We start from the raw sequence: 26,607 nt of genomic DNA on the forward strand, positions 1-26,607 counted from the left end.
ATTGGCGCCATGACGTTATTTCCGGTGCGGGCGAGTACCCGTGTTTCATCCTCCGGAAAGCAGGAACCAATGAGGCAGATTCGCCGAACAGGTCGGACAGGTCTGGTCGCAGTGATCGTCACGGGCGGTGCCCTCGCCGCCGCCGGGACCGCGCAGGCCGACTCGGGCGCGCACGGTGGCGCGGCCCATTCGCCGGGGCTGGTCTCCGGGAACACGGTGCAACTCCCGGTGCATGTCCCGGTAAACGTCTGCGGGAACACGGTGAACGTGGTCGGCCTGCTGAACCCGGCGGTTGGCAACAGCTGCACCAATGACACGGCCGACACACGTGGCACGACAGGCGGTGCCCTCGCCGAAGGCGGAAGCAGAAAGGATTCCCCCGGAGTCCTCTCCGGCAATGGAATTCAGCTGCCCATCGAGGTGCCGGTGAACGTCACCGGCAACTCGGTCAATGTCGTCGGCGTCGGCAACGCGTCCACCGGCAATTCCTCCTCGAACGGCCCCGGGAAGCCCGCCGCGCCCAAGCCGGTGCCCCCGCCGAAGACCCGCCCCGGAGAACAGGTTCGCCACGCCGGCGAGCAGAAGCCGGTCCACCTGGCCGAGACCGGCGGGCCCGGACTCGGGCTCACCGTCCCGGCCGGTGCGGCCCTGCTCCTGGGCGGCGCGGTGCTCTACCGCAGGTCCCGATCCGCGGCCCGGGTCGGCTGATCAGTCCGGCCCGGGTCGGCTGATCAGCCGCGACGCCACGCGTCGAGCACCGCCTCGATGGCCGCCGCCACGCGAGCACGGGCCTCGTGCCGGGGCGTTCCCCGCATGAGCAGCGCGTCGTACGGCGTGTCCAGGTGGCGTACGGACGCCCGCACCGCGGCCGTGACCGCGCCCTCGTCCAGCGCACGGCCCGCCGCGGTGCGGCCCACGCGTCCACTGCCGCGCAGCGACGTGTGCGCCGCGATCTCCAGCGCGCGGTCGAGCGGACAGGACGGGAAGAGCCGCAGGATCTCCGCGGTGAGCACCCCCGTGAACCGCACGTCCTCCGCCGCCCGCCGGGCCGCGTCGCGCGCCCGTCGCCGGGCCCGTACCTCCGCGTCGGCCAGACAGGACGCCTCCGCCCGGACCAGGGCCGCCTCCTCGACGAGCAGCCCCTGCCGCTCGTACCGCGTACGGCGCTTGTTGTGCCGTACGACGACGGCCCACAGCGCACTCGCCTCACGGGACCGCCGGGTGAGCGCCGCGTTCCCGCGCGGAAGGAAGACCAGATGTCCGAGGTCGGCGCAGTCCAGACAGCGCGGCGAGTTGAACTCCAGCACCATCCGCTCCAGCGGGCCGCGCCGGCACTCGCCGCAGCGCAGCCGCTTCAGCGGTTCGACGACCACGAGCGCATCCATCCCCGTCCCGCCCCCTTCCGCCCCCACGCTTCCTGTCCTGTACGCGGTTCCTGTACGCGTTGCTTCCAATAATCGTTCGAAGAACGGATGTTGGTCTTGATACGTTCTCGGACGTGGCGAAACTCAATCAGATCATCGCAGTCGAGAAGGGCGTCAAGTCCAAGGCGCATCAGGACCTCACCGCAGCTCATCACGGTCTCCAGAAGCCCGCGTTGCTGGCCGGTATAGCCAGGACGTACCAGGCCAAGGACGAGGAGGGCGAGCAGTTGCCGCCCGAGTCGACGCTGGTGCAGGTCAAGGCCGAGGACGTGCTGCGCGACACCGCGAAGACGCTGACCCGGCTGTTCGACGTGACCGCCACGAAGGACTGGGCGAACTGCGCGGCCCGCGCCGACATCACCGTCGACGGACGCGTGCTGGTGGCCGATGTGCCCGTCGCGTACCTCCTCTTCCTGGAGAAGCAGCTGACGGACATCAACACCTTCGTGCGCAAGCTGCCTGTGCTGGACGCGGCCGAGTCCTGGTCGCAGGACCCGTCCACGGACTCCTGGAAGACGGACCCGGTCAAGACGGTCCGCACGAAGAAGGTGCCCCGCAACCATGTGAAGGCGGAGGCCACGGACAAGCACCCGGCGCAGGTCGAGGTGTACTACGAGGACATTCCGGTCGGTTACTGGACCACCGTGAAGTTCTCCGGTGCGCTGCCCGCCCGCCGGGTGAACGAACTGCTGGACCGGGTCGAGAAGCTCCAGCAGGCCGTGAAGTTCGCCCGTGAGGAGGCGAACGGATCGGAGGTCACCGACCAGCGCGTCGGCGACGCCGTATTCGGCTACCTCTTCGGGTAGCCGCACCACAGACTCCCCGGCCACCACAGCATCACGGCCGGGGTGCGCGAGGAGCGCAAAGCTGAAGCTGAAGCTTGTCGTGAACCACGCGGCCGGCACTGACCGTCGCGATGAATCTCAGACTCTCGCTCCAGACTCAGCATGCGCCGCTCATCGCCGGATCGACCGGGCCCAGGCCCCGGTGCGTCGAGATGCTGGTTCGACTCCAGCCCGCGGAGCTCGGTCTGCGGTGGTCTAAAGGCAGGACGCGGCGACATAACGACTGACCTGGGTTCTCAACCGTTCCGGCGTGTGAATGTGAGCGGCATCATCAGGGCTCGGGGGTTGGCTACGCCCCCGGGCCCGCTCCCATGTACGACCCCCTTTCCGTTCATCGGGCCCTCGGGTGGTGCCGCGCGGGCCGCGAGGCCGTAGGTGCGTCCTCAGCGTGCCGGGGGCAGATGCCGGGCGAAGAACGAGAGCACCTGGTCGCGTACCGCGGGCACCGATGAGGCCGGGTCGATCGCGCCGACCAGCCTGACCCGGTTGTCGGCGGTCATCACCCCGGCGGCCTGCAACTGGGGTGCCAGGGCGGCATAGTCGGTGAACACCCCGTGCGCGGCGTTGTCGAGCTGCCGCCGATGGGTGTGCCCTTCCGGGTGGGCGAGCATGGCCGACCAGGAACGCTCCAGCCCCTTCCGGTCGAGGAAGCCGTCGCTCCCCAGCAGGAGCAGCGGCCGGTCGACCCCGTTCCGTGCGACCGGGAACAACGGCCCTTCCTGGCCCGGCGCCTTCGGTGCCTGGTCCAGATAGCCTTCGAGGTTCACCGCCGCGTCGACGCGGCGGTCCTCGTACATCGTCTGAGCCGCTGTGGTGCCGCCGGCCGAGTGGCCGTACATGCCCACCCGTCGCAGATCCAGCGCACGACCCAGGTTCTGAGGCAGCGCGCGACCCGCCGCGTCGGGGTTGCGCCCGGCGGCCAGGATCTCCAACTGGTCCAGCACGAACCGGGCGTCCGCGATCCGGGTGTCGATCATGGTGCGGAAGAGCTCCGGATCCGTCCGGGCGTCGCCCCTGAGCACGGTCTCACGGATCTTCTCCTTCCGCTCCTCCGTCGTCACGGGGAAGTCGACCTCGCCGGCGTCGCCCGGGTGGTCGATGGTGACCACCACGTAGCCGTGGGCGGCCAGTTCCTCGGCGACCCCGGTGCCCATGGTGCGCGGGTCGCCGCCTCCCGGGCTGTACAGCACCACCGGCCGGCGTACGGCCTGCGCGGGCGCGCCCGTGTACGAGTGGGTCGTGGTGGCCGCCCAGTTCACACCGGTCGCCGGAAGCTCCGGGTGGACGGCGGGGCCCATGCCCGCGAACGACGCCGCCGCGTCCCGGGTCATCTGGTGGGCGAGCGGGTAGCCGTGGACGGTGCGGGCCGGGTAGAAGACCGTGGCCATCACTTCCCGGGTGGTGAGCTCGTCGGCCCACGGATCGCGTCGGGTGCGATCGACCAGATAGAGCGTGGTGACCCCGACCCGGTGCGGGCCGGTCGGCGCCGGCAGCTGTACGGTGACGTCGGCCGCGATATGTTCCCTCGCTTCCTTCACAGGGTGTGCCTGCGCGATACCGGTGATGCCGCCGCTGCCGGCGGCCAGTATCAACGCGACGCCCAACACGGTCGACTTTCCACGGAACATGGGTTCCCCTCACGCCTCTGTGACTTCGGTCCTTGTGCCTCGCGGCAGCCCCCTGAGTGAATGCGGAGGGCGTGATCCGCATGCTGTCGCCGACCCGGCCGGGCGGGGAAACGTTCAGGCTCTGGCCGAAACGATGGCGTGGTGTCGCCAGGGAGAGTAGTGATCCGTATCCGTTTCACGGCTGCCGACTTCGCCCGGGTCCGGTTCGCGTCCCGGCCGGCCCCGCTGCAAGAGCTGAACGCGGCCTTCATGAAGATGTTCCACCGCGACGACGAGCTGCTTTTCGGCCGCTGGAGACAACGGATGCTCCGGTCCCTGCCGGTCACCGCCGAGCCGTTGGGAGACTTGGCGCCGGCGGCGCGGGTCCCCGCCTTCATCGACGTGTTCAGCGACAGCCTGAAGGAGGGGCTGGAGACCGTCCGGGCTTCGCACCCGGACTGGGTCCGCTCCGAGCTCGAGCGGGTGTACGCCACCACCGCGTCCCCGGCCCCGCCGTGGATCCGCGGCCTGCACCGGGGTGATGCCGATGCCTGGCAACTCCTCCGCCGCGCCCAGACCACGGCCTTCGACACCGTGCTCCGCCCCGTATGGCACCTGGTGCAGGACCTGCACCGGGAGGAGTTCGCCCGCCATGCTCTGGCCGTGGCCGAGCACGGCATCGCCGCCGCACTCACCGAGCTCGTCCCGGCAAGCCGGGTGTACGAGGACCGGTGGGAGTTCGAGGCGCCCTCCGAACGGGACATCGAGCTGCGCGGACGGGGGATGGTGCTCCTGCCCACCTTTCACTGGACGGCGCATCCCGTCGCCACGGACCTGCCCGACCGGCCCCTGTACCTGACGTATCCGGCAGGCCCCGGCCTGCCACTCCCACAGGCTGGTGCAGCGGGTACGGAAGAGGCGCTGGCCGGAGTGCTCGGGCGAACCCGCGTCGACATCCTGTTCCTGCTCACCGAGGAGCACACCACCAGCGAACTCGCCCGTCGGCTGGGCGTCAGCAACGCCACCGCTTCCGCGCATACCGCCGCGCTGCGCGGCGCGGGCCTGATCACCACGGTGCGCGTCGGGCGCGCGGTTCTGCACCAACGCACCGCTCTGGGGGGTTTGCTGGTTCAGCGACGTGAGGGGCTGCGGCCGATGCGCCGGAAAGCCACTGGTCCGGTCTGAGCTACCGGGCCGGTCCGGTTCCGGGCGCCTGGTCGGTGCCGAACCGCCGCAGCGCGCCGGCCAGCCGCTCCCTCGCCTCGGTCTGCGCCGCGATCCGCGCGTCGAGTACGGCGAGCCGCTCGCGCGCGATTCCGAGTCCGCCCCGGGAGGGGGGAGCGGCGGCCACGTCGCCGTCCAGGCAGGCACTGAAGGCGGCGACGTCCTCCAACGTCAGTCCGGCGTCCAGCAGATACCGGATGTTGCGTACCCGTACGACGGCGCTCGCCGCGTAGAGCCGGTAGCCGTTGTGCGCGCGCTCGGAGGCGATCAGCCCCTGCTGTTCGTAGTGGCGCAGTGCGCGGGGCGTCGTACCCGTGGCCTTCGCCAGCTCCCCGATGCGCATCGCCCCCGCCTCCGTCTTCCTCTCGGCAGCCGATTCTGGCACGCGCGACGCGTACGGCACGAACACACGAAGAGCCGTGCGCCTCATGCGACCACGGCGCCGCCGTCCACTGCGAGGACGGTGCCCGTCACGAACGACGCCTCGGGCGACGCGAGCTGGGTGATCGCCCAGGCGACCTCCTCCGGGCGGCCGATCCGGCCCAGCGGTGTGTGCGCCAGCTGCCAGTCCCGTACCGCTGCCAGCCGCTCCGGAGTGAGCCCCTGGTGCGCGCCGATCGGGGTGTCGACGGCGCCCGGCGCGACCGCGACGACCCGCACGGAGCGGGGCGCGAGGTCCACCGCCCAGCTCCGGGTGAGGAGTTCCAGGGCCGTCTTCGTCGCCGCGTAGAGCGAATTCCCGGGCCAGGCGCGCTGTCCGATCGAGGTCGTCACATTGACGACGACGCCGGATGCCGCCTCCAGCGCGGGCAGCGCCGCCTGGGTGAGCAGCACCGGCGCGACGAGGTTGGTGGCGAGGAGCGGTTCGACGGACTCCCGGGTGAAGCTGCCGAGCGGGCCGCCGCCGCACACGATCCCCGCGTTGTTGACCAGGACGTCCAGCTGTCCGTGCTCCTCGACGACCGCGCCGACGATCCGTTCCGGCGCGCCATCGGCCGCGATGTCGGCGGCGAGGGGAACGATGCCGGGGTGGCCGTCCGCCGTCTCCGCGAGCGGCCCCGGCCTGCGGCCCACCGCGACGACCGTGTCTCCCTGTGCGGCGAAGCGACGGGCGGTGGCGCGGCCGATGCCGGTGCCCGCGCCGGTGATCAGTACGACTCTGTTCTTCGTCGAGCTCATGAGTGGATGCTCGAACCCTGTCGCCAGTGTCAAGGTCAACCCCTGCGCGGTCGCGGACCGGAAGTCCCCTCGAACCCCTCTGGTGGAAAGGCGCCGTCCGGCGGACATGATGGAGCCGTGCGACTCGAACCGATCACCTGGGAACGGCTGACCGAAGCCGTCGCCGACCGGGTCATGGTGGCCAAGGCCGAGGACGGCAGCCCCTGGTTGCGCGTCGCCGTCGACGGAGCCCCCGCCGCGGGAACCGGTTCCGCGGCGGGGGCGATCGCCGAGGCGCTGCGGCTGCGCGGGCGTTCGGTCCTGGTGGTCGGCACTGGCGGGTTCCTGCGGCCGGCGTCACTGCGGTACGAGTTCGGGCGCGAGGACCCCGACACGTACTACGACGGGTGGTTCGACACGGGCGCCCTGTGGCGGGAGGTGTTCGGGCCACTGGAGCCGGGAGGGTCCGGGCGCGTGCTGCCGGACCTGTGGGACCCGTCCACCGACCGCGCGACGCGCAGCCCGCACCGCGAACTGGCACCCGGCGGTGTGCTGGTGCTCCACGGGCCGTTGCTGCTCGGCCACTGGTTCCCGTTCGACCTGACCCTCCATCTACGGCTCTCGTCCGACGCGCTGCGCCGCCGTACCGACGAGGCGGAACGGTGGACGCTGCCCGCCTTCGAGCGGTACGAGCGCGAGGTCGGGCCGGACGCGGTCGCGGAGGTCGTCGTCCGCGCCGACGATCCGCGACGCCCGGCGTGGAACGCGCCCTGGGAGGGGTAGCTGTCTGTCGGGGCCGGTACCGCCCCCGGCGCGGGTGACTGTCTGCCGGGGCGGTGACTGTCCGTCGGGGCCGGTACCCCCGGGGCCGGTACCCCGGGGCCGCGGCCGCCCGTCGCGGTTGTGCTGTCTGTCGGTGCGGTGACCGTCCGTCGGGGCCGGTACCGTCTTCCGGCGCTGTGACCGTCCGTCGGTGCTGCGCCGTGTCGGTGCTGTAGCCGCCCGTCGGTGCCGTACCGCCCCCAGAGCCGTAGCCGTCATACGTCCCCAGTGACACCGCCGTCTCGCCCCGGCGGGCGGCCCCCCGGCAGCGTGACCGCGTGCGCCCCCGCGCGGCAGCCCTCCCGTGCCGCGGCGGCCGGATCCGCGCCCGTGACGAGCGCCGCGAGGAACGCGCCGGTGAACGCGTCGCCCGCCCCGGTCGAGTCCACCGCCGCCGCCGGGACCGGCGGCACCCGGGCCGTCACCGACCCCGACTCCGCCACCAGCGCGCCGCCCGCGCCGAGGGTGACGACCGTCAGCGGTACCCGGCGGCTCAGCGCCGCAGCGGCGTCGGCGGTGTCCGGGAGGCCGGTGAGGAGGCGGGCCTCGTCGGCGTTGGGGAGCAGGACGTCCGCGCCCGAGGACGCCGCCAGGAAACGTGCCACGCCGAAGGTCTCGATGAAGCCGGCCGACGCGGGATCCACACTCACCGGGACGCCTCGCTCGCGCGCCTGGGCGAGGGCGACGAGAGCCAGTTCGCGGCTCTCGCGGGCGAAGAAGAGGTAGCCGGACAGGTGGATCCGGGCGACCCCGTCGAGCAGTGCCGGGGACCAGTCGTCGGGGGAGAGCCGGAGCGCCGCCCCGCTGTCGGTGAGGAACGTGCGTTCGGCGCTCCCGTCGACGAGCGCGACGACCGTGGCGGTGGGCGTCTCTTGATCGGGGACGAGCAAGGGGCGCACGCCCGCGCCCCGGAGATGTATCTCGTGCCAGGGGGCCCACTCCCGGCCGACCCGGCCGAGGAGCCGCACCTCGGGGCAGCCCCGGTACGCGGCCCAGCAGGCGGCGTTGGCTCCCGCGCCGCCCGGCAGGATGCGGATCTCCGCCGCGGTGTCGGTTCCGTACGCGAGCGTGCCCCCGGCGTACCGGGCCACCACGTCGGTGACCACGTCCCCGACGACCAGCAACGCCCGGCCGGGGCGGACGGCACCCGGCACCGCACCCGGCACCGCATCCGGTACGGCACCAGGCACCGCGCCCGTCATGGTGCCGGGCACCGCATCCGGCACGGCGCCGGGCACCGCACCCGGCACCGCACCGGGCATCGCTCCCGGTACCGCGCCCGTCACAGCACCGCCGCGATCCGGGCCGCCAGCCACGCGTTGCCGCGTACGGCTGCCAGATTCGCCTCCAGCGAGGCGCCCCCGGTCCGCCGCATCAGCTGATCCAGCAGGTAGGGGGTGACGCGCTGCCCCCGGATCCCCCGTTCCTGGCACTCGTCCAGCGCCTCGGCCAGTACCCGGTCGTGCAGTCGGCGGTCCAACTGCGCGTTCTCCGGTACCGGCTGGGCGACGATCAGCGCGGCGTCCGGGCCGCCGAGCGCGTCCTGCGCGCGGATCACCTCCGCCACCTCCTGGGGCGTGTGGACCGTCCAGTCGACCGGTTCCCCGGAGGACGTCAGGTAGAAGCCGGGGAAGCGGTCCGTGCCGTATCCGACGATGCCGACCCCGAGGGTCTCCAGCCGCTGGAGGGTCGCCGGGATGTCGAGGATCGATTTCACCCCCGCGCAGACGACGGCGATCCGGGTGCGCGCCAGGAGGCTCAGGTCCGCCGATTCGTCCTGGGTCGTCGACCATTCCCGGTGTACGCCGCCGAGCCCGCCGGTCGCGAAGACCCGGATTCCGGCCCGCGCGGCGAGGAACGCGGTGGCCGACACCGTCGTCGCCCCGCTCGCACCCGCTGCCAGCGCGGGCGCGAGATCGCGGTGGCCGAGCTTGCGGACCTCCGGATCGGTCGCGACCCGCTCCAACTGGCTCTTCTCCAGGCCGATATGGGGCCGGCCGTCCAGTACGGCGATGGTGGCCGGCACCGCGCCGCCGTTTCTGACCAGCGACTCCAGCTCCTCGGCGACGGCGAGATTGCGTGGGCGCGGCAGTCCGTGCGCGATGATCGTGGACTCCAGGGCGACGACGGGCCGGCGCGTCTCGAGCGCCTCCCGCACCTCTTCGGACAGCAGTAGCGTGGTCTCGGGCATGTCCCATCCCTGGCACGGCGGCGTCGCGCGCAAACGTTTACCCGCCCCCTTGACCGCAGCCCGCACCACCGCCCCCGCTAAGGTGACGCGCCATGACTACCTTTGATCACGCCGCTGCAACGCCTGCTTCCCCTTCGTTCGCTGTGCACATCCCGGACGCCGCGCTGGAGGTCGAGCCGCTCGACCCCGGTCAGATCGTCTCCGGGGAGCCCGTCGTGACCGGCAAGGTGCTGTGGGAGTCGGAGGACGGCAAGCAGTTGCGCGGCATCTGGCAGATCACGCCGGGTGTGGTCACCGACACCGAGGCCAATGAGCTGTTCGTCGTAGTGAGCGGGCGGGCCACCATCGAGGTCGAGGGCGGCGACACCCTTGAGGTCGGCCCCGGTGACGCGTGTGTGCTGCGCGAGGGGGACCGTACGACGTGGACCGTCCACGAGACTCTGCGCAAGGCGTACCACATCAGCCTGTAAGGGCGGACGGTTACGCCCGCAGGTCCGGCCCGGACGACTTCGGCTCCTGGCGGGAGCGGGTGAGCGCGCGGTGGGCGGCCAGAGCCGCCAGGGGCAGCAGCAGACAGGCGCCGACCGCGTTCAGCACGCCGTAGCCCGCCTTGGAGACGATGACGCCCGCCATCACTCCGCCGACTCCCGCCGCCGTGTTCATGGCCAGGTCCGACAGGCCCTGGACCGCGGCGCGGGCGGGGCCGGGGACCGAGTCCGTGAGGAGCGCGGAGCCGGAGACGAGGCCCGCGGACCAGCCGAGCCCGAGCACGAAGAGCCCCGCCGCGGTCCGGCCATGGCTGGCGCCCGCCGTCCCGGCGAGCAGCGCGGCGGCCGCCAGCAGCCCCACGGCCAGACCGATCACCGCGAGCCGGCCGAACCGGTCGGACAGCCGGCCCATCACCGGTGAGAACGCGTACATGCCCGCGATATGACCGCTGATGACCAGCCCGATCAGCTCGATCCCCGCTCCGTGGTGGCTCAGCGCGAGCGGCGTCATCGTCATGATCGACACCATCGCGGTGTGCGACACCGTGACGGTGACGAGTGCGAGCCGGGCCCGCGGGGACTCCCGGACGGCCCGCACCCCCGCCCGCAGCGAACGCCCTTCCTTCGTCCCCTCCTCGGCCGGGGCCAGTGCACGAGCCGTCAGCAGAGGATCGGGCCGCAGCAGCACGGCGACGATCACCGCCGACAGCAGGAACACCCCCGCCGCCCAGACGAACGGACCCGCCGCCACCGGTATCCCGAGACCGGACACGCTTCGCCCCGCGGGCGCCGCGATGTTCGGCCCGAGGACCGCGCCGATCGTCGTCGCCCACACCACGGTCGAGATCGCCCGCGCCCGCCGGTCCGGCTCCGCCAGGTCCGCGGCCGCGAACCGTGCCTGCAGATTCGCCGACGAGCCCGCCCCGAACCCGGCCATCCCCAGGAGCAGCAGCGGAAAGTTCCCGATCACCGCCGCCAGTACGACCACGCCCGCGCCGAGCGCCCCGATCGCGTACGCCAGGACGAGCCCCGCCCGCCGCCCGCGCGCCGTCATCACCGCTGCCAGCGGCATGGACAGCAACGCGGTCCCGGCCACGGAGGCGGTCGGGACGAGCCCGGACAGCGCCTCGGTCCCGGTCACCTCCTGCCCCAGCACCGCCGCCAGCGCGATCCCGGTCGCGACGCCCAGTCCTCCGAGGATCTGGCTCACGATCAGCACGGGGGTGATCCGCCGCTGCAACGCCCGCAGATCCACCGCGTCGGGCTTCGCCTCCGCCGCGGCCGCCGTCTTCTCCTCGGCGCTCACTCGGAGGCCCGTTCGGATATCGCGCCGGTCGCGCCCTCAGATGTAATGCTCACATCCGCAGTCTGCCAGTGACGAAATGTTGCAGGGAAGTGAATTGGCCATGCGTTCAGGCCCCCCGGACCTGCTGGAACCCCGGAGCTGCCGCCGCCCTCGTACCCCCAGAGGGGCCCCTTGCCCCCAGACGGGCCCCCTCCCCCCCCAGGCGGGACTGACTCTCCGTACGCCCGGACCGGATCCTCCGTACCCCTCAGAACAGCGGCTGTGGAAGCACCCCCTCCAGCGCGAGCAGCTTCCGCTTCGTCTCCAGGCCGCCCCCGAATCCGCCCAGGCCTCCGTCGCTCTCCACGACCCGGTGGCACGGCACCACCACCGGCAGGGGGTTCGACCCCATCGCCGCCCCCACCGCCTGGGCCGCACCCGGCTGGCCCACCCGCTCGGCCAGGTCGCCGTACCCCACGACAGAGCCGTACGGCACTCCGGACGCCAGCTCGCGCAGCACCTGGCGGTTGAACCCGGACGTCAGCGACCAGTCCAGCGCGAGGCCGAACTCGTGGCGCTCGCCCGCGAAGTACTCCGCGAGCTGTCGTATCGGCTCGGTGAGCCGGTCCGAGCCCGGCGCCTCCTCGCCCGCCCCGGCGCCCAACTGGGCGGCCAGACGCGCGAGCGCCTTGTCCCGCACCGGGACGTCGGCGTGGAAGACCACGCTCACCAGCCCCTCTCCGGTGGCGGCGAGCAGCAACGGCCCGATGTCCGAGCCCACGACGGTCCAGTCGAACCTGTTCATGCGGACCACCGTACGACCGGCCACTGACAACGGCCCCGGAGCTGCCCCGAAACGACCCCGCCCTACCCCCTGACCAGCGAATTCGAGCCCCGATGTTTGATTGCCGCCCCGCTCGCCATACTCTCGCCACCGGCACAGGCCTTCCTCGACGGGGACATACGAGGGCACACGCGGAACAAGGGGCGAAGGGTGTAGACGGATGCAGGGCACAGTCGACGGTTTCAGTTACGGCCTCGTCACACCTGTGGCCGCGTACCTCATGGCCTGCCTCGGCGGCGCGCTGGGACTTCGCTGCACCACCAGATCCGTGCGGACCGGCGGATCGTTCAAACCGGGCTGGCTGGCTCTCGGCGCCACCTCCATCGGCTCCGGCATCTGGACCATGCACTTCATCGCCATGATGGGCTTCACCGTCGCCGAGTCCCCGATCAGCTACGACCGGCCGACCACGTTCGCCAGCCTCGGCGTCGCCGTCGTCATGACCGGCATCGGGATCTTCATCGTCGGCTACCGCGGCGCCACCAGGATGGCCCTGGTCACCGGCGGCACCATCACCGGCCTCGGCATCGCCTCCATGCACTATCTGGGCATGGCCGGAATGCGGCTCCAGGGGCGTCTCGAATACGACACCCTCACCGTGGCCCTGTCCGTGGTGATCGCCGTCGTGGCGGCCACCACCGCGCTCTGGGCGGCGGTGTCCGTCCACGGCTTCATGGCCAGCCTCGGCGCCAGCCTGGTGATGGGCATCGCGGTGAGTGGAATGCACTACACCGGGATGGCGGCCGTGAGCGTCCATCTGCACGGCGACGTCCCTCCGGGCATGGCGGGCGATTCGCCCGCGACCCTCATCGCCCCGATGCTGATCGGTCCCGCCGTCTTCCTGGTCATGGCGGGCGTGGTGGTCATGTTCGATCCCCTGCTCGTGATGGGAGACCCCGACCGGCAGCAGCCCGACGCGCGGCGCGGCGCGGCCGGCCGAAGGGCGCGGCCGGTCCTGCCCGGGCAACGGCAGGCGCCGTCGTACGGCGAGCCCGCGAACTGGTCGGCGCCCTCCCGGTCCGGGCGGCGTGCCGCCCACCGCTCCCGCCACCGCTGACACGAGCTCCACCCCCGGCTTCCCCCTCCAGGAACCCCGGATCCCGTCCGGCTGTCAGTGGCGGGTCGTACGGTGGTTCCATGCGGCCCGTTTCCCAGATCGAACGCTCGGTGGCGCCCTTCGAGGTCGTCAGTTCCTACCAGCCCAGCGGTGACCAGCCCTCGGCCATCGCCGAGCTTGAAAAGCGCATTCGCGCAGGTGAGAAGGATGTGGTCCTGCTCGGTGCGACCGGCACCGGCAAATCGGCGACCACGGCCTGGATGATCGAGAAACTCCAGCGCCCCACCCTCGTCATGGCGCCGAACAAGACGCTGGCCGCCCAGTTGGCGAACGAGTTCCGCGAGCTCCTGCCGAACAACGCGGTGGAGTACTTCGTCTCGTACTACGACTACTACCAGCCCGAGGCCTACGTCCCGCAGTCGGACACGTACATCGAGAAGGACTCCTCCATCAACGAGGAGGTCGAGCGGCTGCGCCACTCGGCGACGAACTCACTGCTGACCCGCCGCGACGTCGTCGTGGTCGCCTCCGTCTCCTGCATCTACGGCCTCGGCACCCCGCAGGAGTACGTGGACCGCATGGTGCCGCTCAAGGTCGGCGAGGAGATCGACCGGGACCAGCTGCTGCGCCGGTTCGTCGACATCCAGTACACGCGCAACGACGTGGCGTTCGCGCGCGGCACCTTCCGGGTCCGCGGCGACACCATCGAGATCTTCCCGGTCTACGAGGAGCTGGCCGTCCGGATCGAGATGTTCGGCGACGAGATCGAGGCCCTCTCCACCCTCCATCCGCTCACCGGCGAGGTCATCAGCGACGACCAGGAGCTGTACGTCTTCCCCGCCAGCCACTACGTCGCCGGCCCGGAGCGCATGGAGAAGGCGATCAACGGCATCGAGCGCGAGCTGGAGGTGCGCCTCGGCGAGCTGGACAAGCAGGGCAAGCTCCTGGAGTCCCAGCGGCTGCGCATGCGCACGTCGTACGACATCGAGATGCTCCGCCAGATCGGCTCCTGCTCCGGCGTGGAGAACTACTCGATGCATTTCGACGACCGCGCCCCCGGCACCGCGCCGAACACGCTCCTGGACTACTTCCCGGAGGACTTCCTCCTCGTCATCGACGAGTCCCACGTGACGGTCCCGCAGATCGGCGCGATGTACGAGGGCGACGCTTCCCGCAAGCGGACCCTCGTCGACCACGGCTTCCGGCTGCCCTCCGCGCTCGACAACCGGCCGCTGAAGTGGGAGGAGTTCCAGCAGCGGATCGGCCAGACGGTCTACCTCTCCGCGACCCCCGGCACCTACGAACTCTCCCGCTCCGACGGCTTCGTGGAGCAGATCATCCGCCCGACCGGCCTGGTCGACCCGGAGGTCGTCGTCAAGCCCACCGAGGGCCAGATCGACGACCTGGTGCACGAGATCCGCAAGCGCACCGAGAAGGACGAGCGGGTCCTTGTCACCACCCTCACCAAGAAGATGGCCGAGGACCTCACCGACTACTTCCTGGAGCTGGGCATCCAGGTCCGCTATCTGCACAGCGACGTCGACACGCTCCGCCGCGTCGAGCTGCTGCGGGAGCTGCGCTCCGGTGAGTACGACGTCCTGGTCGGCATCAACCTGCTGCGCGAGGGACTCGACCTCCCCGAGGTCTCGCTCGTCGCCATCCTCGACGCGGACAAGCAGGGCTTCCTGCGCTCGGGCACCTCGCTCATCCAGACCATCGGCCGCGCGGCGCGTAACGTCTCCGGCCAGGTCCACATGTACGCCGACACGATCACCCCGGCGATGGCGCAGGCCATCGACGAGACCAACCGCCGCCGCGAGAAGCAGGTCGCGTACAACAAGGCGAACGGCATCGATCCCCAGCCGCTCCGCAAGAAGATCAACGACATCGTGGCCACCATCGCCCGCGAGGAGGTCGACACCGAGCAACTGCTCGGCACCGGCTACCGCCAGGGGAAGGACGGCAAGGGCGCCAAGGCACCGGTGCCCTCGCTGGGCGCGCATGCGGTCAAGGGGGCCAAGGGCGGCAAGGCGGGCGCCAAGAAGGGCGAGATCACCAGCGACCGTCCCGCCGCCGAACTGGCCGGAATCATCGAGGAGATGACCGACCGGATGCGGGCGGCCGCGGCGGAGCTCCAGTTCGAGGTGGCAGCCCGACTGCGCGACGAGGTCGGCGAGCTGAAGAAGGAGCTGCGGCAGATGAAGGAGGCCGGACTGGCCTGACAGGCGGACGGGCCTCACGGCCTGACCGGCCGGCCTGGTGGGCGGCGGCCCGCCCGGCCCGCTGTGATGTGGGATTCGGCCGGGATTCCGGCCCCCGCTGTGTTTCAGGACCGACACAAAACCGGCCGAGGTCTGCTGCGCTGTCGGCGCGAATGCGTAGGGTGCAGGGCAGCCGCACACACGGACGGCAGCGGGGGCTGCGCTTCCCGGGCTGCCGCGTACGATCGCGGTGCCACTGGGGCGGCCGGACCTCGGCCGAGGGAGAAGGGGACAGCGCGTGACGGTCAACATGACCAAGGGTCAGGCCATCAGCCTGCAGAAGAGCGACGGCGGAACGCTGACCGCGGTGCGGATGGGACTCGGCTGGCAGGCGGCGCCGCGACGTGGGCTGTTCGGCTCGCGCACGCGCGAGGTCGACCTCGACGCCTCGGCCGTGCTCTTCGCCGACAAGCAGCCGGTCGACGTGGTCTTCTTCCGCCACCTCGTCAGTGACGACGGTTCGGTCCGGCACACCGGCGACAACCTCGTCGGCGGTGTCGGCCAGGGCGGCGACGACGAGGCGATCCTCGTCGACCTCCAGCGCGTACCGGTCCACATCGACCAGATCGTCTTCACGGTGAACTCGTTCACCGGCCAGACCTTCCAGGAAGTGCGGAACGCGTTCTGTCGCATCGTCGACGAGACCAACGGCGAGGAGCTCGCGCGCTACACGCTGGACGGCGGCGGGCAGTACACCGCGCAGATCATGGCGAAGGTGCACCGCGCCGGATCCGGCTGGAAGATGACCGCCCTCGGCAACCCGGCCAACGGCCGTACGTTCCAGGACCTGATGCCGTCGATCCTGCCGCACCTGTAGGCACGACTCGCGTTCTTCGCGTGCGCGCAGCTCCCGGACGGATCAGGCCGCCGGGAGCTGCGCCACGTACCACCGATGCGGCACGCACCACCGAGGGGACAGAGGCATGACGGCCGAGCTGGTCCGGGGGCAGAACCATCCACTGCCCCACACCCGACTGGAGATCCGGGTGTCGGCCGGCAGACCCGTCGTGGCCGGAGTCACGCTCGGCGACGAGGAAGGCCGCGTGCCGGGCACCGAATGGGTCGCCCACCCGGGGCAGCCGGAGCTCCCCGGGATCGAGGTCTCCCGGCAGGCCACTGCCGACCACCGGCTCACCGTGGACCTGGACGCGGCGCCCGCCGCCGTGCACCGGGTGGCGGTCCTGCTCGCACTGCCCCTGACACCCGCGACGCCGGTCCGCTTCGGCGCGGTCGCCGCCCCGTTCGTCGCCGTCGTCGGCGCCGACGGCACCGAGATCGCCAGCTACACGATCACAGGCCTGGACAGCGAGTCCGCGGTCGTCGCCCTGGAGCTCTACCGCCGCCAGGGTGCCTGGAAGGTCCGCGCCATCGGCCAGGGTTACGCGGGCGGCCTCACCGACCTCCTCACCGATCAGGGCCTCGACCGCGCCGGTGAGCTGGCCGCCGCCATCCAGGAGACCGTCGCGCCCGGTCTCTCGCGTACGGTCGCCACGCCCTCGCCGCGCACCACGGAGGTGCGGCGCGGCGCCACGGCGGCCGCGTCGGGAGCGCAGCCCCAGAGCACCGCGGCCCAGGGCCAGGCCGCCCCCACGGGCACCCCCTCCGACGGCACCCCGCAGCCCCAGTCCCAGTCCCAGCCCCAGTCCGAGGCACAGACCCACACCGGTCCCATCAACTACGCGCACCCGCGCAGGCAGTCCGCCGCGCCCCCGCCGTCGGCCCCGGCCGCGGCGCCCGCCGACCCGGGCCGTCCGCCCGCCCCGGTCGCCGGGGACGCCACCGGCTGGTCCATGGAGGAGCGGCTCTACAACCAGGTCTGGGGCATGTTCGAGGACCTGGCCCGCACCACCGCCGCGTACCGCAGCGCCGTCGACTTCGCCGAGTCCCGCCTCGACCAGGAGCTCGACCGCGCGCTCTCCGACCCGCGCAGCCGTATCGGAGGGACCGGGGACGCCGCCCGTGAGGAGGCGCGCGCCAAGCACGACCGGCTGACCGAGCAGGCCCGTGAGGTCCTCGACCGCGATCTCGCCCAGCTCGCCGCCGAGTCCGAGGTCGTCGAGCCCGCCCTGCCGCCCGCCTTCGCCCGCTGGGACAACCCCGTCTGGCACGGCTACCGCGTCCCGATGGAGATCCCGATGGCCCTGCGCCTGGGCGATCTGCATCTCCCCGAGAGCCCCGAGCTGCGCATTCCCATGCTGATCCGGCTGCCGCTGGAGCGGGGCCTGTGGGTGGACAGCGGGCGCTCCGGCTCCGAGGCCGCGGTGCTGATGGACGAGGCGCAGCTGCGCGCGCTCGCCATGGACACCGCGGTCGCGCACGCCGCCCGGCTGCTCGCCGTCTACCCGGCCGGTGAGTTCACGGTCCATGTCATCGACCCCGCGGGCGCCGCGGCCGCCTCGCTCGCCCCGCTCGTGCGCTCGGGAGTGCTGGACGAGCCGCCCGCCGCCGGGGCCCAGGGTGTCTCCGACGTCCTCGCGAAGCTCACCCAGCGCGTCGACCTGGTGCAGATGGCGGTGCGCGGCGGGGCGTCCGACGCGCTCCCGGCCGATCTGGACACCGCCGAGCAACTGCTGATCGTCAACGACTTCCCGCACGGCTTCGACGACCGAGCGGTCACTCAGCTGCGCTACATCGCCGACGAGGGCCCGGCGGTGGGCGTCCATCTCCTGATGGTCGCGGACCGCGAGGACGCCAGCGCCTACGGCCCGGTGCTCGACCCGCTCTGGCGCTCGCTGCTGCGGATCACGCCGGTCCCCGATGACCACCTCGCCGACCCGTGGGTGCAGCACGCCTGGACGTACGAGCCGCTGCGGATTCCGCCGGGCAGCGATGTTCTGCAGCAGGTGCTCGCCCAGGTCGCGCAGGCGCGTCGTACTCGGCGGCGTTGACGCGAAGAGAGCACGTAAGGGGTACTGACCTGCTCATTTGACTCTTACGTTACCTGGCTCTTTACCTTTCCTTGGGCTTTCCTGTACGCTCCTTTGAGCGGAGGGGAGTACTCCCATGTGCGGCGTGCCCGTCAATACGGACGGTCCGGAAGGACCGGTCCCGGGGCGTCGGCCCGGTATGCGGCACTGAGTCGCCCGGGTGGAAGAGACCTCCGGCAGCGACGACGCTGATCAAGTAGCCGTACGACGCCGGAGGCGCAGTGGACGTTTCATTGAACATGTGGGTGCTGACCATTCTTGGTCTCTCCGCCCTGATCGCGGTCGACTTCTTCATCGGGCGCAAGCCGCATGACGTGTCGACCAAGGAAGCCGGTATCTGGACGGTCGTCTGGATCGTTCTCGCCGCGCTCTTCGGCCTCGGCCTGCTGGTATTCGGCGAGAGCCAGGCGTCGGCCGAGTTCTTCGCGGGCTTCATCACCGAGAAGTCGCTCAGTGTCGACAACCTCTTCGTCTTCGTCCTGATCATGGCGAAGTTCGCGGTGCCGTCCCACCTCCAGCAGCGGGTGCTGCTCGTGGGCGTGCTGATAGCCCTGGTCCTGCGGGCCATCTTCATCGCCGCCGGCGCCACGATCATCGCCAGCTTCTCGTGGGTCTTCTACATCTTCGGTGCGTTCCTGATCTACACCGCCTGGAAGCTCATCCAGGAGGCGCGCTCCGACGAGGAGGAGGACGACTTCGAGGAGAACAGGCTCCTCAAGTCCATCGAGAAGAAGTTCGGCGTCGCCGACAGGTACCACGGCACGAAGCTCTTCATCCGCGTCAACGGCAAGCGTGTGCTGACCCCGCTGATGGTCGTCATGCTCGCCATCGGCACCACCGATGTGCTGTTCGCGCTGGACTCGATCCCCGCGATCTTCGGCCTGACCCAGGACCCGTACATCGTCTTCACGGCCAACGCCTTCGCCCTGATGGGCCTGCGCCAGCTGTACTTCCTGATCGGCGGACTGCTCAAGAAGCTCGTCCACCTCAGCTACGGCCTGTCGGTGATCCTCGGGTTCATCGGGGTCAAGCTGGTGCTGCACGCCATGCACGAGTCCGGGGTCCATGTCCCCGAGATCTCCATCCCGTTCTCGCTGGCGTTCATCTGCGCCGTCCTGATCATTACGACGATCACCAGCCTGATCGCCTCCAGGAGGCAGGAGCGGCGTGAGGCGGAGGCACGGGCCGCCGAGCAGCCTGCCGGGGCGGCCGACGCGGGCGGAGCGGACCAGAAGGACAGCATCGACGCCTGATGCGTCCGGACACCGTCCGATACGTGTCACGGGACAGCGGCCGGGTTGCTCAGCAACCCGGCCGCTGTCTGTGTGAGCAGTGGCGTCTCAGGCCGCCGCAGGCTCCTCCGCCGCCTCCGCCACCGTCCGCGTCGGCAGGGTCTCCGGCAGCAGCGCGAAGCAGCCGAGGCTGAGCAGGGCGATCCCGGTCAGATACGCTGCCACGCCCCACGGCGGGCCCGCGCCTTCCGAGAGTGCCGTGGCCACGATCGGGGTCAGCGCGCCGCCCAGTACGCCCGCCAGGTTGTAGCCGACCGCCGCGCCGGTGCACCGCACCCTCGGCTCGTACAGCTCCGGCAGATACGCGGCGACCACCGCGAACATCGTGATGAACGCCAGCATCGCGCCCAGGAACCCGACGAACATCAGCAGCGGCTCGGCGGTCTGCAGCAGCGCCGTCATCGGGAACATCCACAACGCGGTCGCGGCGCAGCCGATGAGGCAGAGCGGCCGCCGGCCGTAACGGTCACCGAGCATCGCTGCGAACGGCGTGACCGCACCCTTGACCGCCACGGCCGCCATGATGCAGACCAGCATCGATGTCCGGCTCACACCGAGCCGCTCGGTGCCGTACGCCAGCGCCCAGGTGGAGACCGTGTAGAAGACCGCGTAGCCCACCGCCAGTGCCCCGGCGGTCAGCAGCACCAGCCTCCAGTGCCCGCGGAACACCTCCGCCAGCGGCAGCCGGGCCGGTTCGGTGATCTCCTGGAACTGCGGGGTCTCCGTCAAGGACGTGCGCAGCAGCAGTCCGCCCGCCGCGAGCAGACCCGCCGCCCAGAACGGCACACGCCAGCCCCACTCCCGGAACTGGGCGTCGGTCAGCCCCGCGGACAGGGCCAGCATCACCCCGTTGGCCAGCAGAAATCCGACCGCCGGCCCGATCTGCGGAAAGCTCGCCCACAGCCCTCGGCGGGCGGCCGGCGCGTGCTCGGCGGTGAGCAGCACCGCCCCGCCCCATTCGCCGCCGAGTCCGAGCCCCTGCAGAAAGCGGAGCACCAGCAGCAGGAGCGGGGCGGTCACGCCGAGCGTCGCGTACGACGGCACGCAGCCGACCAGGACCGTGGCCAGCCCGGTCAGCAGCAGCGAGGCGAAGAGCACCGGCCGCCGCCCGTACCGGTCACCGATGTGCCCGAAGAGGACCGAACCGAGCGGGCGCGAAATGAAACCGACCGCGAACGTGCCGAACGCGGCGAGCGTCCCCGCGAGCGGCGAGAACGTCGGAAAGAACAGCGGCCCGAGCACGAGCGCCGCGGCCGTCCCGTACACGAAGAAGTCGTAGAACTCGATGGCCGTCCCCGCGAGGGAGGCGGCCGCGAGCCGTGGCATGGAAGGGGATGCAGGGGGTGAAGAGGATGAAGGGCCGGGCGTGGACGGTGACGGAAGGTGAGCTTTACGCATGTCGCGCCAACTACCCGTGATCGTCCACGGTTACGGGGGCGTGTGGAAGCACACCCGCCCAAGCGCTACCAGCCGCGTGCGCGCCACTCCGGCAGATGCGGACGCTCGGCGCCGAGGGTGGTGTCGTTGCCGTGTCCGGGATAGACCCAGGTCTCGTCGGGGAGAGCGCCGAAGAGCTTGGTCTCCACGTCGTGGATCAGGCTGGCGAAGGCCTTGGGGTCCTTCCAGGTGTTGCCCACCCCGCCCGGGAAGAGACAGTCGCCGGTGAAGACATGGGGGTGGCCGTGCGGGTCGTCGTAGACCAGCGCGATGGACCCCGGAGTGTGGCCGACCAGATGCCGGGCGGTGAGCTCGACCCGGCCGACCGTGATCGTGTCGCCGTCCTCGACCAGCACGTCGGTGGGGACGGGGATACCCTCCGCGTCGTACGCGCCGGCATAGGTGCGGGCGCCGGTGGCCGCCACCACCTCGGCCAGGGCCTGCCAGTGGTCGCCGTGGCGGTGGGTGGTGACGACGGCCGAGATGCCGTCGTCACCGATCAGCGTGATCAAGGTCTGCGGGTCATTGGCCGCGTCGATCAGCAGCTGCTCGCCGGTCGTCCGGCAGCGCAGCAGATACGCGTTGTTGTCCATCGGCCCGACCGCGACCTTGGAGATCATCACGTCCGTCAGCTCGTGCACATCCGCCGGACCGCCGACCTTCACCGCTCCGCTGTAAGTCATGGGATCAGCGTACTCAGCCGACTACAGCGGCGGCAGCACGGGAAGGGAACCTCCCCGCACGTCGAGCGCCGAGCCGTCCCGCCGTCCGGCCAGCCAGCCGACCAGATCGGGAGCGGCGCCGCTGACGGTGACCGGGGTCCCTTCTTCGCCACCTGTGCTCCAGGTGTGTCCGGCGGTGTCGGCGACGGTGATCGGGGGCAGCGCGGCGTTGCCGGTGAAGCGCTCGGTGAGGAAGGCGATCTCCCGCTGGGTGAACTCCTCGGGGAGGTCCTCCAGCTCGTAGCCGATGCCGAGGTCGACATGGTGCAGCTCGACCTCGATCAGGCGCCGGAAGGGGACACGGGCCGCCGCGTCCTTCACGCCGTTGCGCAGCTCGACGACGCGCGACCAGTCGGCGTCCTCGCCGCCCTCGGCCGCGGCGGCCTGGAAGCGGGCGGCGCTGGCGCGAGCCTCGTCGAGGTGGGCTGCGAGCGGCCGGGGCGCGTCGCGCTCGATGTCCGCGTCGCGGGCCTCGCCGCTGACGTACATGGGACGTCCCTGGAGAACGTTCGCGAGGGCGTCCGCGTTGAGGGCGACATGGGCCAGGATGTGGCCGCGGCTCCAGTCGGGGAGCCGTGACGGCTCAAGGGCGGCGGCGTTGTCCAGTCCGGCGGCCGCTGCGATGAGCCGGTCGGTCGCTTCACGTACAGAGGCCAGGTCGCGCACAGGATCGATCATGGGGAAGACGATAGCCCCGCCACACGTTCGGGTGAAGGTGTCCGAGCTCCGCCGGAAATCGAATGCGCGTGCTATAGGCTCGGGGGAGGCATCCTTGGAAGTCAGGCATTCATCAGTCCGGCATTCGTCCACATGGTGGCCCCCCTAGCCTGGGACAGTCCGGGGCGGGGGGCGATGCCGCCCGCTTCTCCCAAGACCTCTCTCAAGAAAGGTGCGGACCCGGCGTGGCCGACCGTCTCATCGTCCGTGGCGCTCGCGAGCACAATCTCAAGAACGTCTCGCTCGACCTCCCGCGTGACTCACTCATCGTCTTCACCGGGCTCTCGGGGTCGGGCAAGTCGTCTCTCGCGTTCGACACGATCTTCGCCGAGGGACAGCGCCGGTACGTCGAGTCGCTGTCCTCCTACGCCCGGCAGTTCCTCGGCCAGATGGACAAGCCGGACGTCGACTTCATCGAGGGCCTCTCCCCGGCCGTCTCGATCGACCAGAAGTCCACCTCACGCAACCCGCGCTCGACCGTGGGCACGATCACCGAGGTCTACGACTACCTGCGTCTGCTCTTCGCCCGGATCGGCAAGCCGCACTGCCCCGAGTGCTCCCGCCCCATCTCGCGCCAGTCGCCGCAGGCCATCGTCGACAAGGTGCTGGAGCTGCCCGAGGGCAGCCGCTTCCAGGTGCTCTCGCCGCTCGTGCGGGAGCGCAAGGGAGAGTTCGTCGACCTCTTCGCCGACCTCCAGACCAAGGGCTACAGCCGGGCCAGGGTCGACGGGCAGACGATCCAGCTGACCGAACCGCCGACGCTGAAGAAGCAGGAGAAGCACACCATCGAGGTGGTCGTCGACCGCCTCACCGTCAAGGACAGCGCCAAGCGCCGGCTCACCGACTCGGTCGAGACCGCGCTGGGCCTCTCCGGCGGCATGGTGGTGCTCGACTTCGTCGACCTCCCCGAGGACGACCCCGAGCGCGAGCGGATGTACTCGGAGCACCTGTACTGCCCGTACGACGACCTCTCCTTCGAGGAACTGGAGCCCCGTTCCTTCTCCTTCAACTCGCCGTTCGGCGCCTGCCCCGACTGCACCGGCATCGGCACGCGCATGGAGGTCGACCCCGAGCTGCTCGTCCCCGACGAGGAGCGCTCGCTGGACGAGGGCGCCATCCACCCCTGGTCCCACGGCCACACCAAGGAGTACTTCGGGCGGCTGATCGGCGGGCTCGCCCAGGCCCTCGGCTTCAGCACCGACATGCCCTGGGCCGGGCTGCCCCAGCGCGCCAAGAAGGCCCTGCTCTACGGCCACAAGACCCAGGTCGAGGTCCGCTACCGGAACCGGTACGGCAGGGAGCGCGCCTACACCACCCCGGCGTTCGAGGGCGCCGTCACCTTCGTCAAGCGGCGGCACAGCGAGGCCGAGAGCGACTCCAGCCGTGAGCGCTTCGAGGGCTATATGCGCGAGGTGCCCTGCCCGACCTGTGAGGGAAGCCGCCTCAAGCCGATCGTTCTCGCGGTCACGGTCATGGAGAAGTCCATCGCCGAGGTCTCGGCCATGTCGATCAGCGAATGCGCCGACTTCCTCGGTGAGCTGAAGCTGAACGCCCGCGACAAGAAGATCGCCGAGCGGGTGCTCAAGGAGGTCAACGAACGACTGCGGTTCCTGGTCGACGTCGGTCTGGACTACCTGTCGCTCAACCGCGCCGCGGGCACGCTCTCCGGCGGCGAGGCACAGCGCATCCGGCTCGCCACGCAGATCGGCTCCGGACTCGTGGGCGTGCTGTACGTGCTGGACGAGCCGTCCATCGGACTGCACCAGCGGGACAACCACCGGCTCATCGAGACCCTGGTCCGCCTGCGGGACATGGGCAACACGCTGATCGTGGTGGAGCACGACGAGGACACCATCAAGGTCGCCGACTGGGTCGTCGACATCGGCCCCGGTGCCGGTGAGCACGGCGGCAAGGTCGTCCACTCCGGCCCCTTGAAGCAGCTGCTGGCCAACAAGGAGTCGATGACCGGGCAGTACCTGTCGGGGAAGCGGTCCATCCCGACGCCGGACCTCCGGCGCCCCATGGACCCGAGCCGCCGGCTGACGGTGCACGGAGCCCGTGAGAACAATCTGCGGGACATCGACGTCTCGTTCCCGCTCGGTGTTCTGACGGCAGTGACCGGAGTTTCCGGCTCCGGCAAGTCGACGCTGGTCAACGACATCCTCTACACGCACCTGGCGCGCGAGCTCAACGGCGCCAAGTCGGTGCCGGGCCGGCACACCCGGGTGGACGGCGACGACCTCGTCGACAAGGTCGTGCACGTCGACCAGTCGCCCATCGGCCGTACGCCCCGGTCCAACCCGGCCACGTACACCGGAGTCTTCGACCACGTCCGCAAGCTCTTCGCGGAGACGATGGAGGCGAAGGTGCGCGGCTATCTGCCGGGCCGCTTCTCCTTCAACGTCAAGGGCGGCCGGTGCGAGAACTGCTCCGGCGACGGCACGATCAAGATCGAGATGAACTTCCTGCCGGACGTGTACGTCCCGTGCGAGGTCTGCCACGGTGCGCGCTACAACCGGGAGACGCTGGAGGTCCACTACAAGGGCAAGTCCATCGCCGAGGTGCTGGACATGCCGATCGAGGAGGCGCTCCACTTCTTCGAGGCCGTCCCGACGATCGCCCGCCATCTCAAGACCCTCAGTGAGGTCGGTCTGGGCTACGTCCGCCTCGGGCAGTCCGCGCCGACACTGTCGGGTGGCGAGGCCCAGCGGGTGAAGCTCGCCTCGGAGCTCCAGAAGCGCTCCACGGGCCGTACGGTCTACGTCCTGGACGAGCCGACCACCGGTCTGCACTTCGAGGACATCTCGAAGCTGATCAACGTGCTGTCGGGGCTGGTCGACAAGGGCAACACGGTGATCGTCATCGAGCACAACCTGGACGTCATCAAGACCGCGGACTGGGTCCTCGACATGGGGCCCGAGGGTGGCAGCGGCGGTGGCCTCGTCATCGCCGAGGGCACGCCGGAGCAGGTCGCCGGCGTCCCCGCGAGCCACACGGGCAAGTTCCTGCGGGAGATCCTCAGCCCGGACCGGATCAGCGACGCGGTGCCGCCGCAGAGCCGCAAGACGGTGACGAGGAAGGTGGCCGCGAAGAAGACGGTCGCGGCGAACGCGACCCCCACGAAGCGCGCGGCGACAGCCCGCACGGCGCGGGCCCGCAAGGCCTGACGCGCAGGCACGGGGGTGCCGGGGCGTGACCCCGGCACCTCTGCACGCCGACTGCCTGGAGCACCGGCGGGCGTGTCCCGGTGGACCGGAGCTCCGGGAGGCGTCTACGGGGCCGGGCTAACGGAGGTCCGCCGCGTACGGAGGTTCCGCGCCCGTGCGGGAGCACGTCAGCGCCGCCGCGTGGGCGGCGAATGTGAGGATGCCGGTCCAGGCGGCGGCGTCCAGGGGCGCCGGGTCCTGGCCGGCCAGGCGGTGCAGCAGCGCCGCGTTCACCGTGTCGCCCGCGCCGATCGTGTCCGCCACGGCGACCGGCGCGGCGGGGACCGAGACCTCCACGTCCTCCCGGGTGAGCACCGTGAGCCCCCGCGCGCCGCGCGTCAGCACGACCGCGGCCGGGCCCGCCGCGAGCCACTGCTCCGGGGAGCCGCCGAGCCACCGCGCGTCGTCCTCGGAGAGCTTCAGCAGCGACACCGACGGCAGCCAGCCCGCGAACCGGGCCCGGTAGGCGTCCGGGTCCGGGATCAGTCCCGGGCGGATGTTCGGGTCCAGCAGGGTGAAGACCCCGCGCGCCGCCTCCCGCCGCAGCAGTGCCTCGTACGCACTCGCCCCCGGCTCCCACACGAGTGAGCAGGTCCCGAGGGCCAACGCACGCACCTCGCCGGGCAGTTCCGGTGGCAGCTCGAAGAGCCGGTCGGCGCTGCCGGACGCGTAGAAGCCGTAACCCGCCGAGCCGTCGGCCCCGATCGAGGCGACCGCCAGCGTCGTCGGTTCGGGCCCGCGCTGCACCAGGGACGTTGCGACGCCCGCCGCGCGCAGCCCGCCCAGCAGGGCCTCGCCGAAGCCGTCCGTGGAGACGCGCGAGCAGAAGGTGACGGGCGAGCCCAGCCGCCCGAGCGCCACCGCGGTGTTGTACGGGCCGCCGCCAGGACGGGGCAGCAGTGCGGGAAACGGCTCGCCATCGACCGCCGCGCACTGCGGGACCAGGTCGATCAAGGACTCTCCGGCGACGACGATCACGGCTCAGAAACGTAACGCATCGTTCCGGGCCGCGACAGACCGCGCACGTCCCCGGGCTGCCCCGACCCGCCCGAAAGAGCCGCGATCTGCGTCGGTATCGTCCTGTCTGTCATCACCAGGCG

Annotated in this window: 23 protein-coding genes; 11 read left to right on the plus strand and 12 right to left on the minus strand. The window is 71.0% G+C overall.

What is annotated here, in order from left to right:
• Positions 1-69: 69 nt before the first annotated feature.
• Positions 70-708, plus strand: coding sequence for a chaplin (locus ABT342_RS12075; protein ID WP_351570885.1), 639 nt, complete (start codon positions 70-72; stop codon positions 706-708).
• Positions 709-731: 23 nt separating this feature from the next.
• Here ABT342_RS12075 and ABT342_RS12080 read toward each other — a convergent pair whose 3' ends face one another.
• On the minus strand, positions 732-1,385 hold the full coding sequence (locus ABT342_RS12080; protein WP_351570888.1) for a DUF2293 domain-containing protein: 654 nt from the start codon (positions 1,383-1,385) through the stop codon (positions 732-734).
• 113 nt (positions 1,386-1,498) lie between these two features.
• Here ABT342_RS12080 and ABT342_RS12085 point away from each other — a divergent pair, with 113 nt between their 5' ends.
• A complete protein-coding gene (locus tag ABT342_RS12085; protein ID WP_351570891.1) occupies positions 1,499-2,230 on the plus strand; it encodes a DUF7873 family protein in 732 nt (243 codons plus the stop codon).
• Between the two features lie 422 nt (positions 2,231-2,652).
• Here the strand turns inward: ABT342_RS12085 and ABT342_RS12090 are convergent, their stop codons facing one another.
• A complete protein-coding gene (locus tag ABT342_RS12090; protein ID WP_351570894.1) occupies positions 2,653-3,897 on the minus strand; it encodes an alpha/beta hydrolase family protein in 1,245 nt (414 codons plus the stop codon).
• A 159-nt stretch (positions 3,898-4,056) separates the two neighbouring features.
• Between ABT342_RS12090 and ABT342_RS12095 the strand changes: the two genes are divergently transcribed.
• Positions 4,057-5,061 (plus strand): ArsR/SmtB family transcription factor, encoded by a 1,005-nt coding sequence (locus ABT342_RS12095; protein WP_351570897.1) that lies wholly within the window; start codon positions 4,057-4,059, stop codon positions 5,059-5,061.
• Position 5,062: 1 nt separating this feature from the next.
• On the opposite strand, the gene ABT342_RS12100 is transcribed toward ABT342_RS12095, so the two are convergent.
• Positions 5,063-5,443, minus strand: a complete 381-nt coding sequence (locus tag ABT342_RS12100) for a MerR family transcriptional regulator (RefSeq protein WP_351571019.1) — start codon at positions 5,441-5,443, stop codon at positions 5,063-5,065.
• An 83-nt stretch (positions 5,444-5,526) separates the two neighbouring features.
• Positions 5,527-6,279, minus strand: coding sequence for an SDR family NAD(P)-dependent oxidoreductase (locus tag ABT342_RS12105; protein WP_351570900.1), 753 nt, complete (start codon positions 6,277-6,279; stop codon positions 5,527-5,529).
• 117 nt (positions 6,280-6,396) lie between these two features.
• On the opposite strand from ABT342_RS12105, the gene ABT342_RS12110 reads away from it, so the two are divergent.
• Positions 6,397-7,041: a nucleoside/nucleotide kinase family protein gene (locus ABT342_RS12110; RefSeq protein WP_351570903.1), complete on the plus strand. Its 645-nt coding sequence runs from the start codon at positions 6,397-6,399 to the stop codon at positions 7,039-7,041.
• Positions 7,042-7,295: 254 nt separating this feature from the next.
• Here the strand turns inward: ABT342_RS12110 and ABT342_RS12115 are convergent, their stop codons facing one another.
• On the minus strand, positions 7,296-8,342 hold the full coding sequence (locus tag ABT342_RS12115; RefSeq protein WP_351570906.1) for a carbohydrate kinase family protein: 1,047 nt from the start codon (positions 8,340-8,342) through the stop codon (positions 7,296-7,298).
• 20 nt (positions 8,343-8,362) lie between these two features.
• Complete coding sequence (locus tag ABT342_RS12120) at positions 8,363-9,271, minus strand: pseudouridine-5'-phosphate glycosidase (protein WP_351570909.1); 909 nt, start codon at positions 9,269-9,271, stop codon at positions 8,363-8,365.
• A 92-nt stretch (positions 9,272-9,363) separates the two neighbouring features.
• Here ABT342_RS12120 and ABT342_RS12125 point away from each other — a divergent pair, with 92 nt between their 5' ends.
• A complete protein-coding gene (locus ABT342_RS12125; RefSeq protein WP_351570912.1) occupies positions 9,364-9,741 on the plus strand; it encodes a cupin domain-containing protein in 378 nt (125 codons plus the stop codon).
• Positions 9,742-9,751: 10 nt separating this feature from the next.
• Here ABT342_RS12125 and ABT342_RS12130 read toward each other — a convergent pair whose 3' ends face one another.
• Positions 9,752-11,065, minus strand: a complete 1,314-nt coding sequence (locus ABT342_RS12130) for an MFS transporter (protein WP_351570915.1) — start codon at positions 11,063-11,065, stop codon at positions 9,752-9,754.
• Between the two features lie 247 nt (positions 11,066-11,312).
• Complete coding sequence (locus ABT342_RS12135) at positions 11,313-11,849, minus strand: methylated-DNA--[protein]-cysteine S-methyltransferase (protein WP_351570918.1); 537 nt, start codon at positions 11,847-11,849, stop codon at positions 11,313-11,315.
• Between the two features lie 199 nt (positions 11,850-12,048).
• Between ABT342_RS12135 and ABT342_RS12140 the strand changes: the two genes are divergently transcribed.
• The 5 genes from ABT342_RS12140 (at position 12,049) to ABT342_RS12160 (ending at position 19,386) form a co-directional block, all read left to right on the plus strand.
• A complete protein-coding gene (locus ABT342_RS12140; RefSeq protein WP_351570921.1) occupies positions 12,049-12,945 on the plus strand; it encodes an MHYT domain-containing protein in 897 nt (298 codons plus the stop codon).
• Between the two features lie 80 nt (positions 12,946-13,025).
• Positions 13,026-15,167: an excinuclease ABC subunit UvrB gene (gene uvrB, locus ABT342_RS12145; protein WP_351570923.1), complete on the plus strand. Its 2,142-nt coding sequence runs from the start codon at positions 13,026-13,028 to the stop codon at positions 15,165-15,167.
• Between the two features lie 277 nt (positions 15,168-15,444).
• Complete coding sequence (locus ABT342_RS12150; RefSeq protein WP_351570925.1) at positions 15,445-16,023, plus strand: TerD family protein; 579 nt, start codon at positions 15,445-15,447, stop codon at positions 16,021-16,023.
• A 106-nt stretch (positions 16,024-16,129) separates the two neighbouring features.
• Positions 16,130-18,094: a TerD family protein gene (locus ABT342_RS12155; RefSeq protein WP_351570928.1), complete on the plus strand. Its 1,965-nt coding sequence runs from the start codon at positions 16,130-16,132 to the stop codon at positions 18,092-18,094.
• A 260-nt stretch (positions 18,095-18,354) separates the two neighbouring features.
• Entirely contained in the window at positions 18,355-19,386 is a 1,032-nt protein-coding gene (locus ABT342_RS12160; RefSeq protein ID WP_351570931.1) for a TerC/Alx family metal homeostasis membrane protein, read from the plus strand.
• An 87-nt stretch (positions 19,387-19,473) separates the two neighbouring features.
• On the opposite strand, the gene ABT342_RS12165 is transcribed toward ABT342_RS12160, so the two are convergent.
• The 3 genes from ABT342_RS12165 to ABT342_RS12175 all read right to left on the minus strand — a co-directional run bounded on the left by ABT342_RS12165 (position 19,474) and on the right by ABT342_RS12175 (position 22,262).
• Positions 19,474-20,751, minus strand: coding sequence for an MFS transporter (locus tag ABT342_RS12165; protein WP_351570934.1), 1,278 nt, complete (start codon positions 20,749-20,751; stop codon positions 19,474-19,476).
• Positions 20,752-20,888: 137 nt separating this feature from the next.
• The gene (locus tag ABT342_RS12170; RefSeq protein WP_351570937.1) at positions 20,889-21,545 is read right to left on the minus strand and encodes an MBL fold metallo-hydrolase; all 657 of its coding nucleotides are present in this window, start codon (positions 21,543-21,545) and stop codon (positions 20,889-20,891) included.
• A 21-nt stretch (positions 21,546-21,566) separates the two neighbouring features.
• Positions 21,567-22,262, minus strand: coding sequence for a maleylpyruvate isomerase family mycothiol-dependent enzyme (locus ABT342_RS12175; RefSeq protein WP_351570940.1), 696 nt, complete (start codon positions 22,260-22,262; stop codon positions 21,567-21,569).
• 224 nt (positions 22,263-22,486) lie between these two features.
• Between ABT342_RS12175 and uvrA the strand changes: the two genes are divergently transcribed.
• Positions 22,487-25,468: an excinuclease ABC subunit UvrA gene (gene uvrA, locus ABT342_RS12180; RefSeq protein WP_351570943.1), complete on the plus strand. Its 2,982-nt coding sequence runs from the start codon at positions 22,487-22,489 to the stop codon at positions 25,466-25,468.
• A gap of 117 nt (positions 25,469-25,585) precedes the next feature.
• Here uvrA and ABT342_RS12185 read toward each other — a convergent pair whose 3' ends face one another.
• On the minus strand, positions 25,586-26,485 hold the full coding sequence (locus tag ABT342_RS12185; protein WP_351570946.1) for a carbohydrate kinase family protein: 900 nt from the start codon (positions 26,483-26,485) through the stop codon (positions 25,586-25,588).
• Positions 26,486-26,607: the final 122 nt, after the last annotated feature.

It is taken from the genome of Streptomyces sp. NPDC000410 (assembly GCF_040300305.1).
Lineage (GTDB): Bacteria > Actinomycetota > Actinomycetes > Streptomycetales > Streptomycetaceae > Streptomyces.

What these genes read in the sequence shown, in the direction of transcription:
- ABT342_RS12075 (WP_351570885.1), top strand. Translation starts at nt 70, where the DNA reads ATGAGGCAGATTCGCCGAACAGGTCGGACAGGTCTGGTCGCAGTGATC.
- ABT342_RS12080 (WP_351570888.1), bottom strand. Translation starts at nt 1,385, where the DNA reads ATGGATGCGCTCGTGGTCGTCGAACCGCTGAAGCGGCTGCGCTGCGGC.
- ABT342_RS12090 (WP_351570894.1), bottom strand. Translation starts at nt 3,897, where the DNA reads ATGTTCCGTGGAAAGTCGACCGTGTTGGGCGTCGCGTTGATACTGGCC.
- ABT342_RS12100 (WP_351571019.1), bottom strand. Translation starts at nt 5,443, where the DNA reads ATGCGCATCGGGGAGCTGGCGAAGGCCACGGGTACGACGCCCCGCGCA.
- ABT342_RS12105 (WP_351570900.1), bottom strand. Translation starts at nt 6,279, where the DNA reads ATGAGCTCGACGAAGAACAGAGTCGTACTGATCACCGGCGCGGGCACC.
- ABT342_RS12115 (WP_351570906.1), bottom strand. Translation starts at nt 8,342, where the DNA reads ATGCCCGGTGCGGTGCCGGGTGCGGTGCCCGGCGCCGTGCCGGATGCG.
- ABT342_RS12120 (WP_351570909.1), bottom strand. Translation starts at nt 9,271, where the DNA reads ATGCCCGAGACCACGCTACTGCTGTCCGAAGAGGTGCGGGAGGCGCTC.
- ABT342_RS12125 (WP_351570912.1), top strand. Translation starts at nt 9,364, where the DNA reads ATGACTACCTTTGATCACGCCGCTGCAACGCCTGCTTCCCCTTCGTTC.
- ABT342_RS12135 (WP_351570918.1), bottom strand. Translation starts at nt 11,849, where the DNA reads ATGAACAGGTTCGACTGGACCGTCGTGGGCTCGGACATCGGGCCGTTG.
- ABT342_RS12140 (WP_351570921.1), top strand. Translation starts at nt 12,049, where the DNA reads ATGCAGGGCACAGTCGACGGTTTCAGTTACGGCCTCGTCACACCTGTG.
- uvrB (WP_351570923.1), top strand. Translation starts at nt 13,026, where the DNA reads ATGCGGCCCGTTTCCCAGATCGAACGCTCGGTGGCGCCCTTCGAGGTC.
- ABT342_RS12155 (WP_351570928.1), top strand. Translation starts at nt 16,130, where the DNA reads ATGACGGCCGAGCTGGTCCGGGGGCAGAACCATCCACTGCCCCACACC.
- ABT342_RS12165 (WP_351570934.1), bottom strand. Translation starts at nt 20,751, where the DNA reads ATGCCACGGCTCGCGGCCGCCTCCCTCGCGGGGACGGCCATCGAGTTC.
- ABT342_RS12170 (WP_351570937.1), bottom strand. Translation starts at nt 21,545, where the DNA reads ATGACTTACAGCGGAGCGGTGAAGGTCGGCGGTCCGGCGGATGTGCAC.
- ABT342_RS12175 (WP_351570940.1), bottom strand. Translation starts at nt 22,262, where the DNA reads ATGATCGATCCTGTGCGCGACCTGGCCTCTGTACGTGAAGCGACCGAC.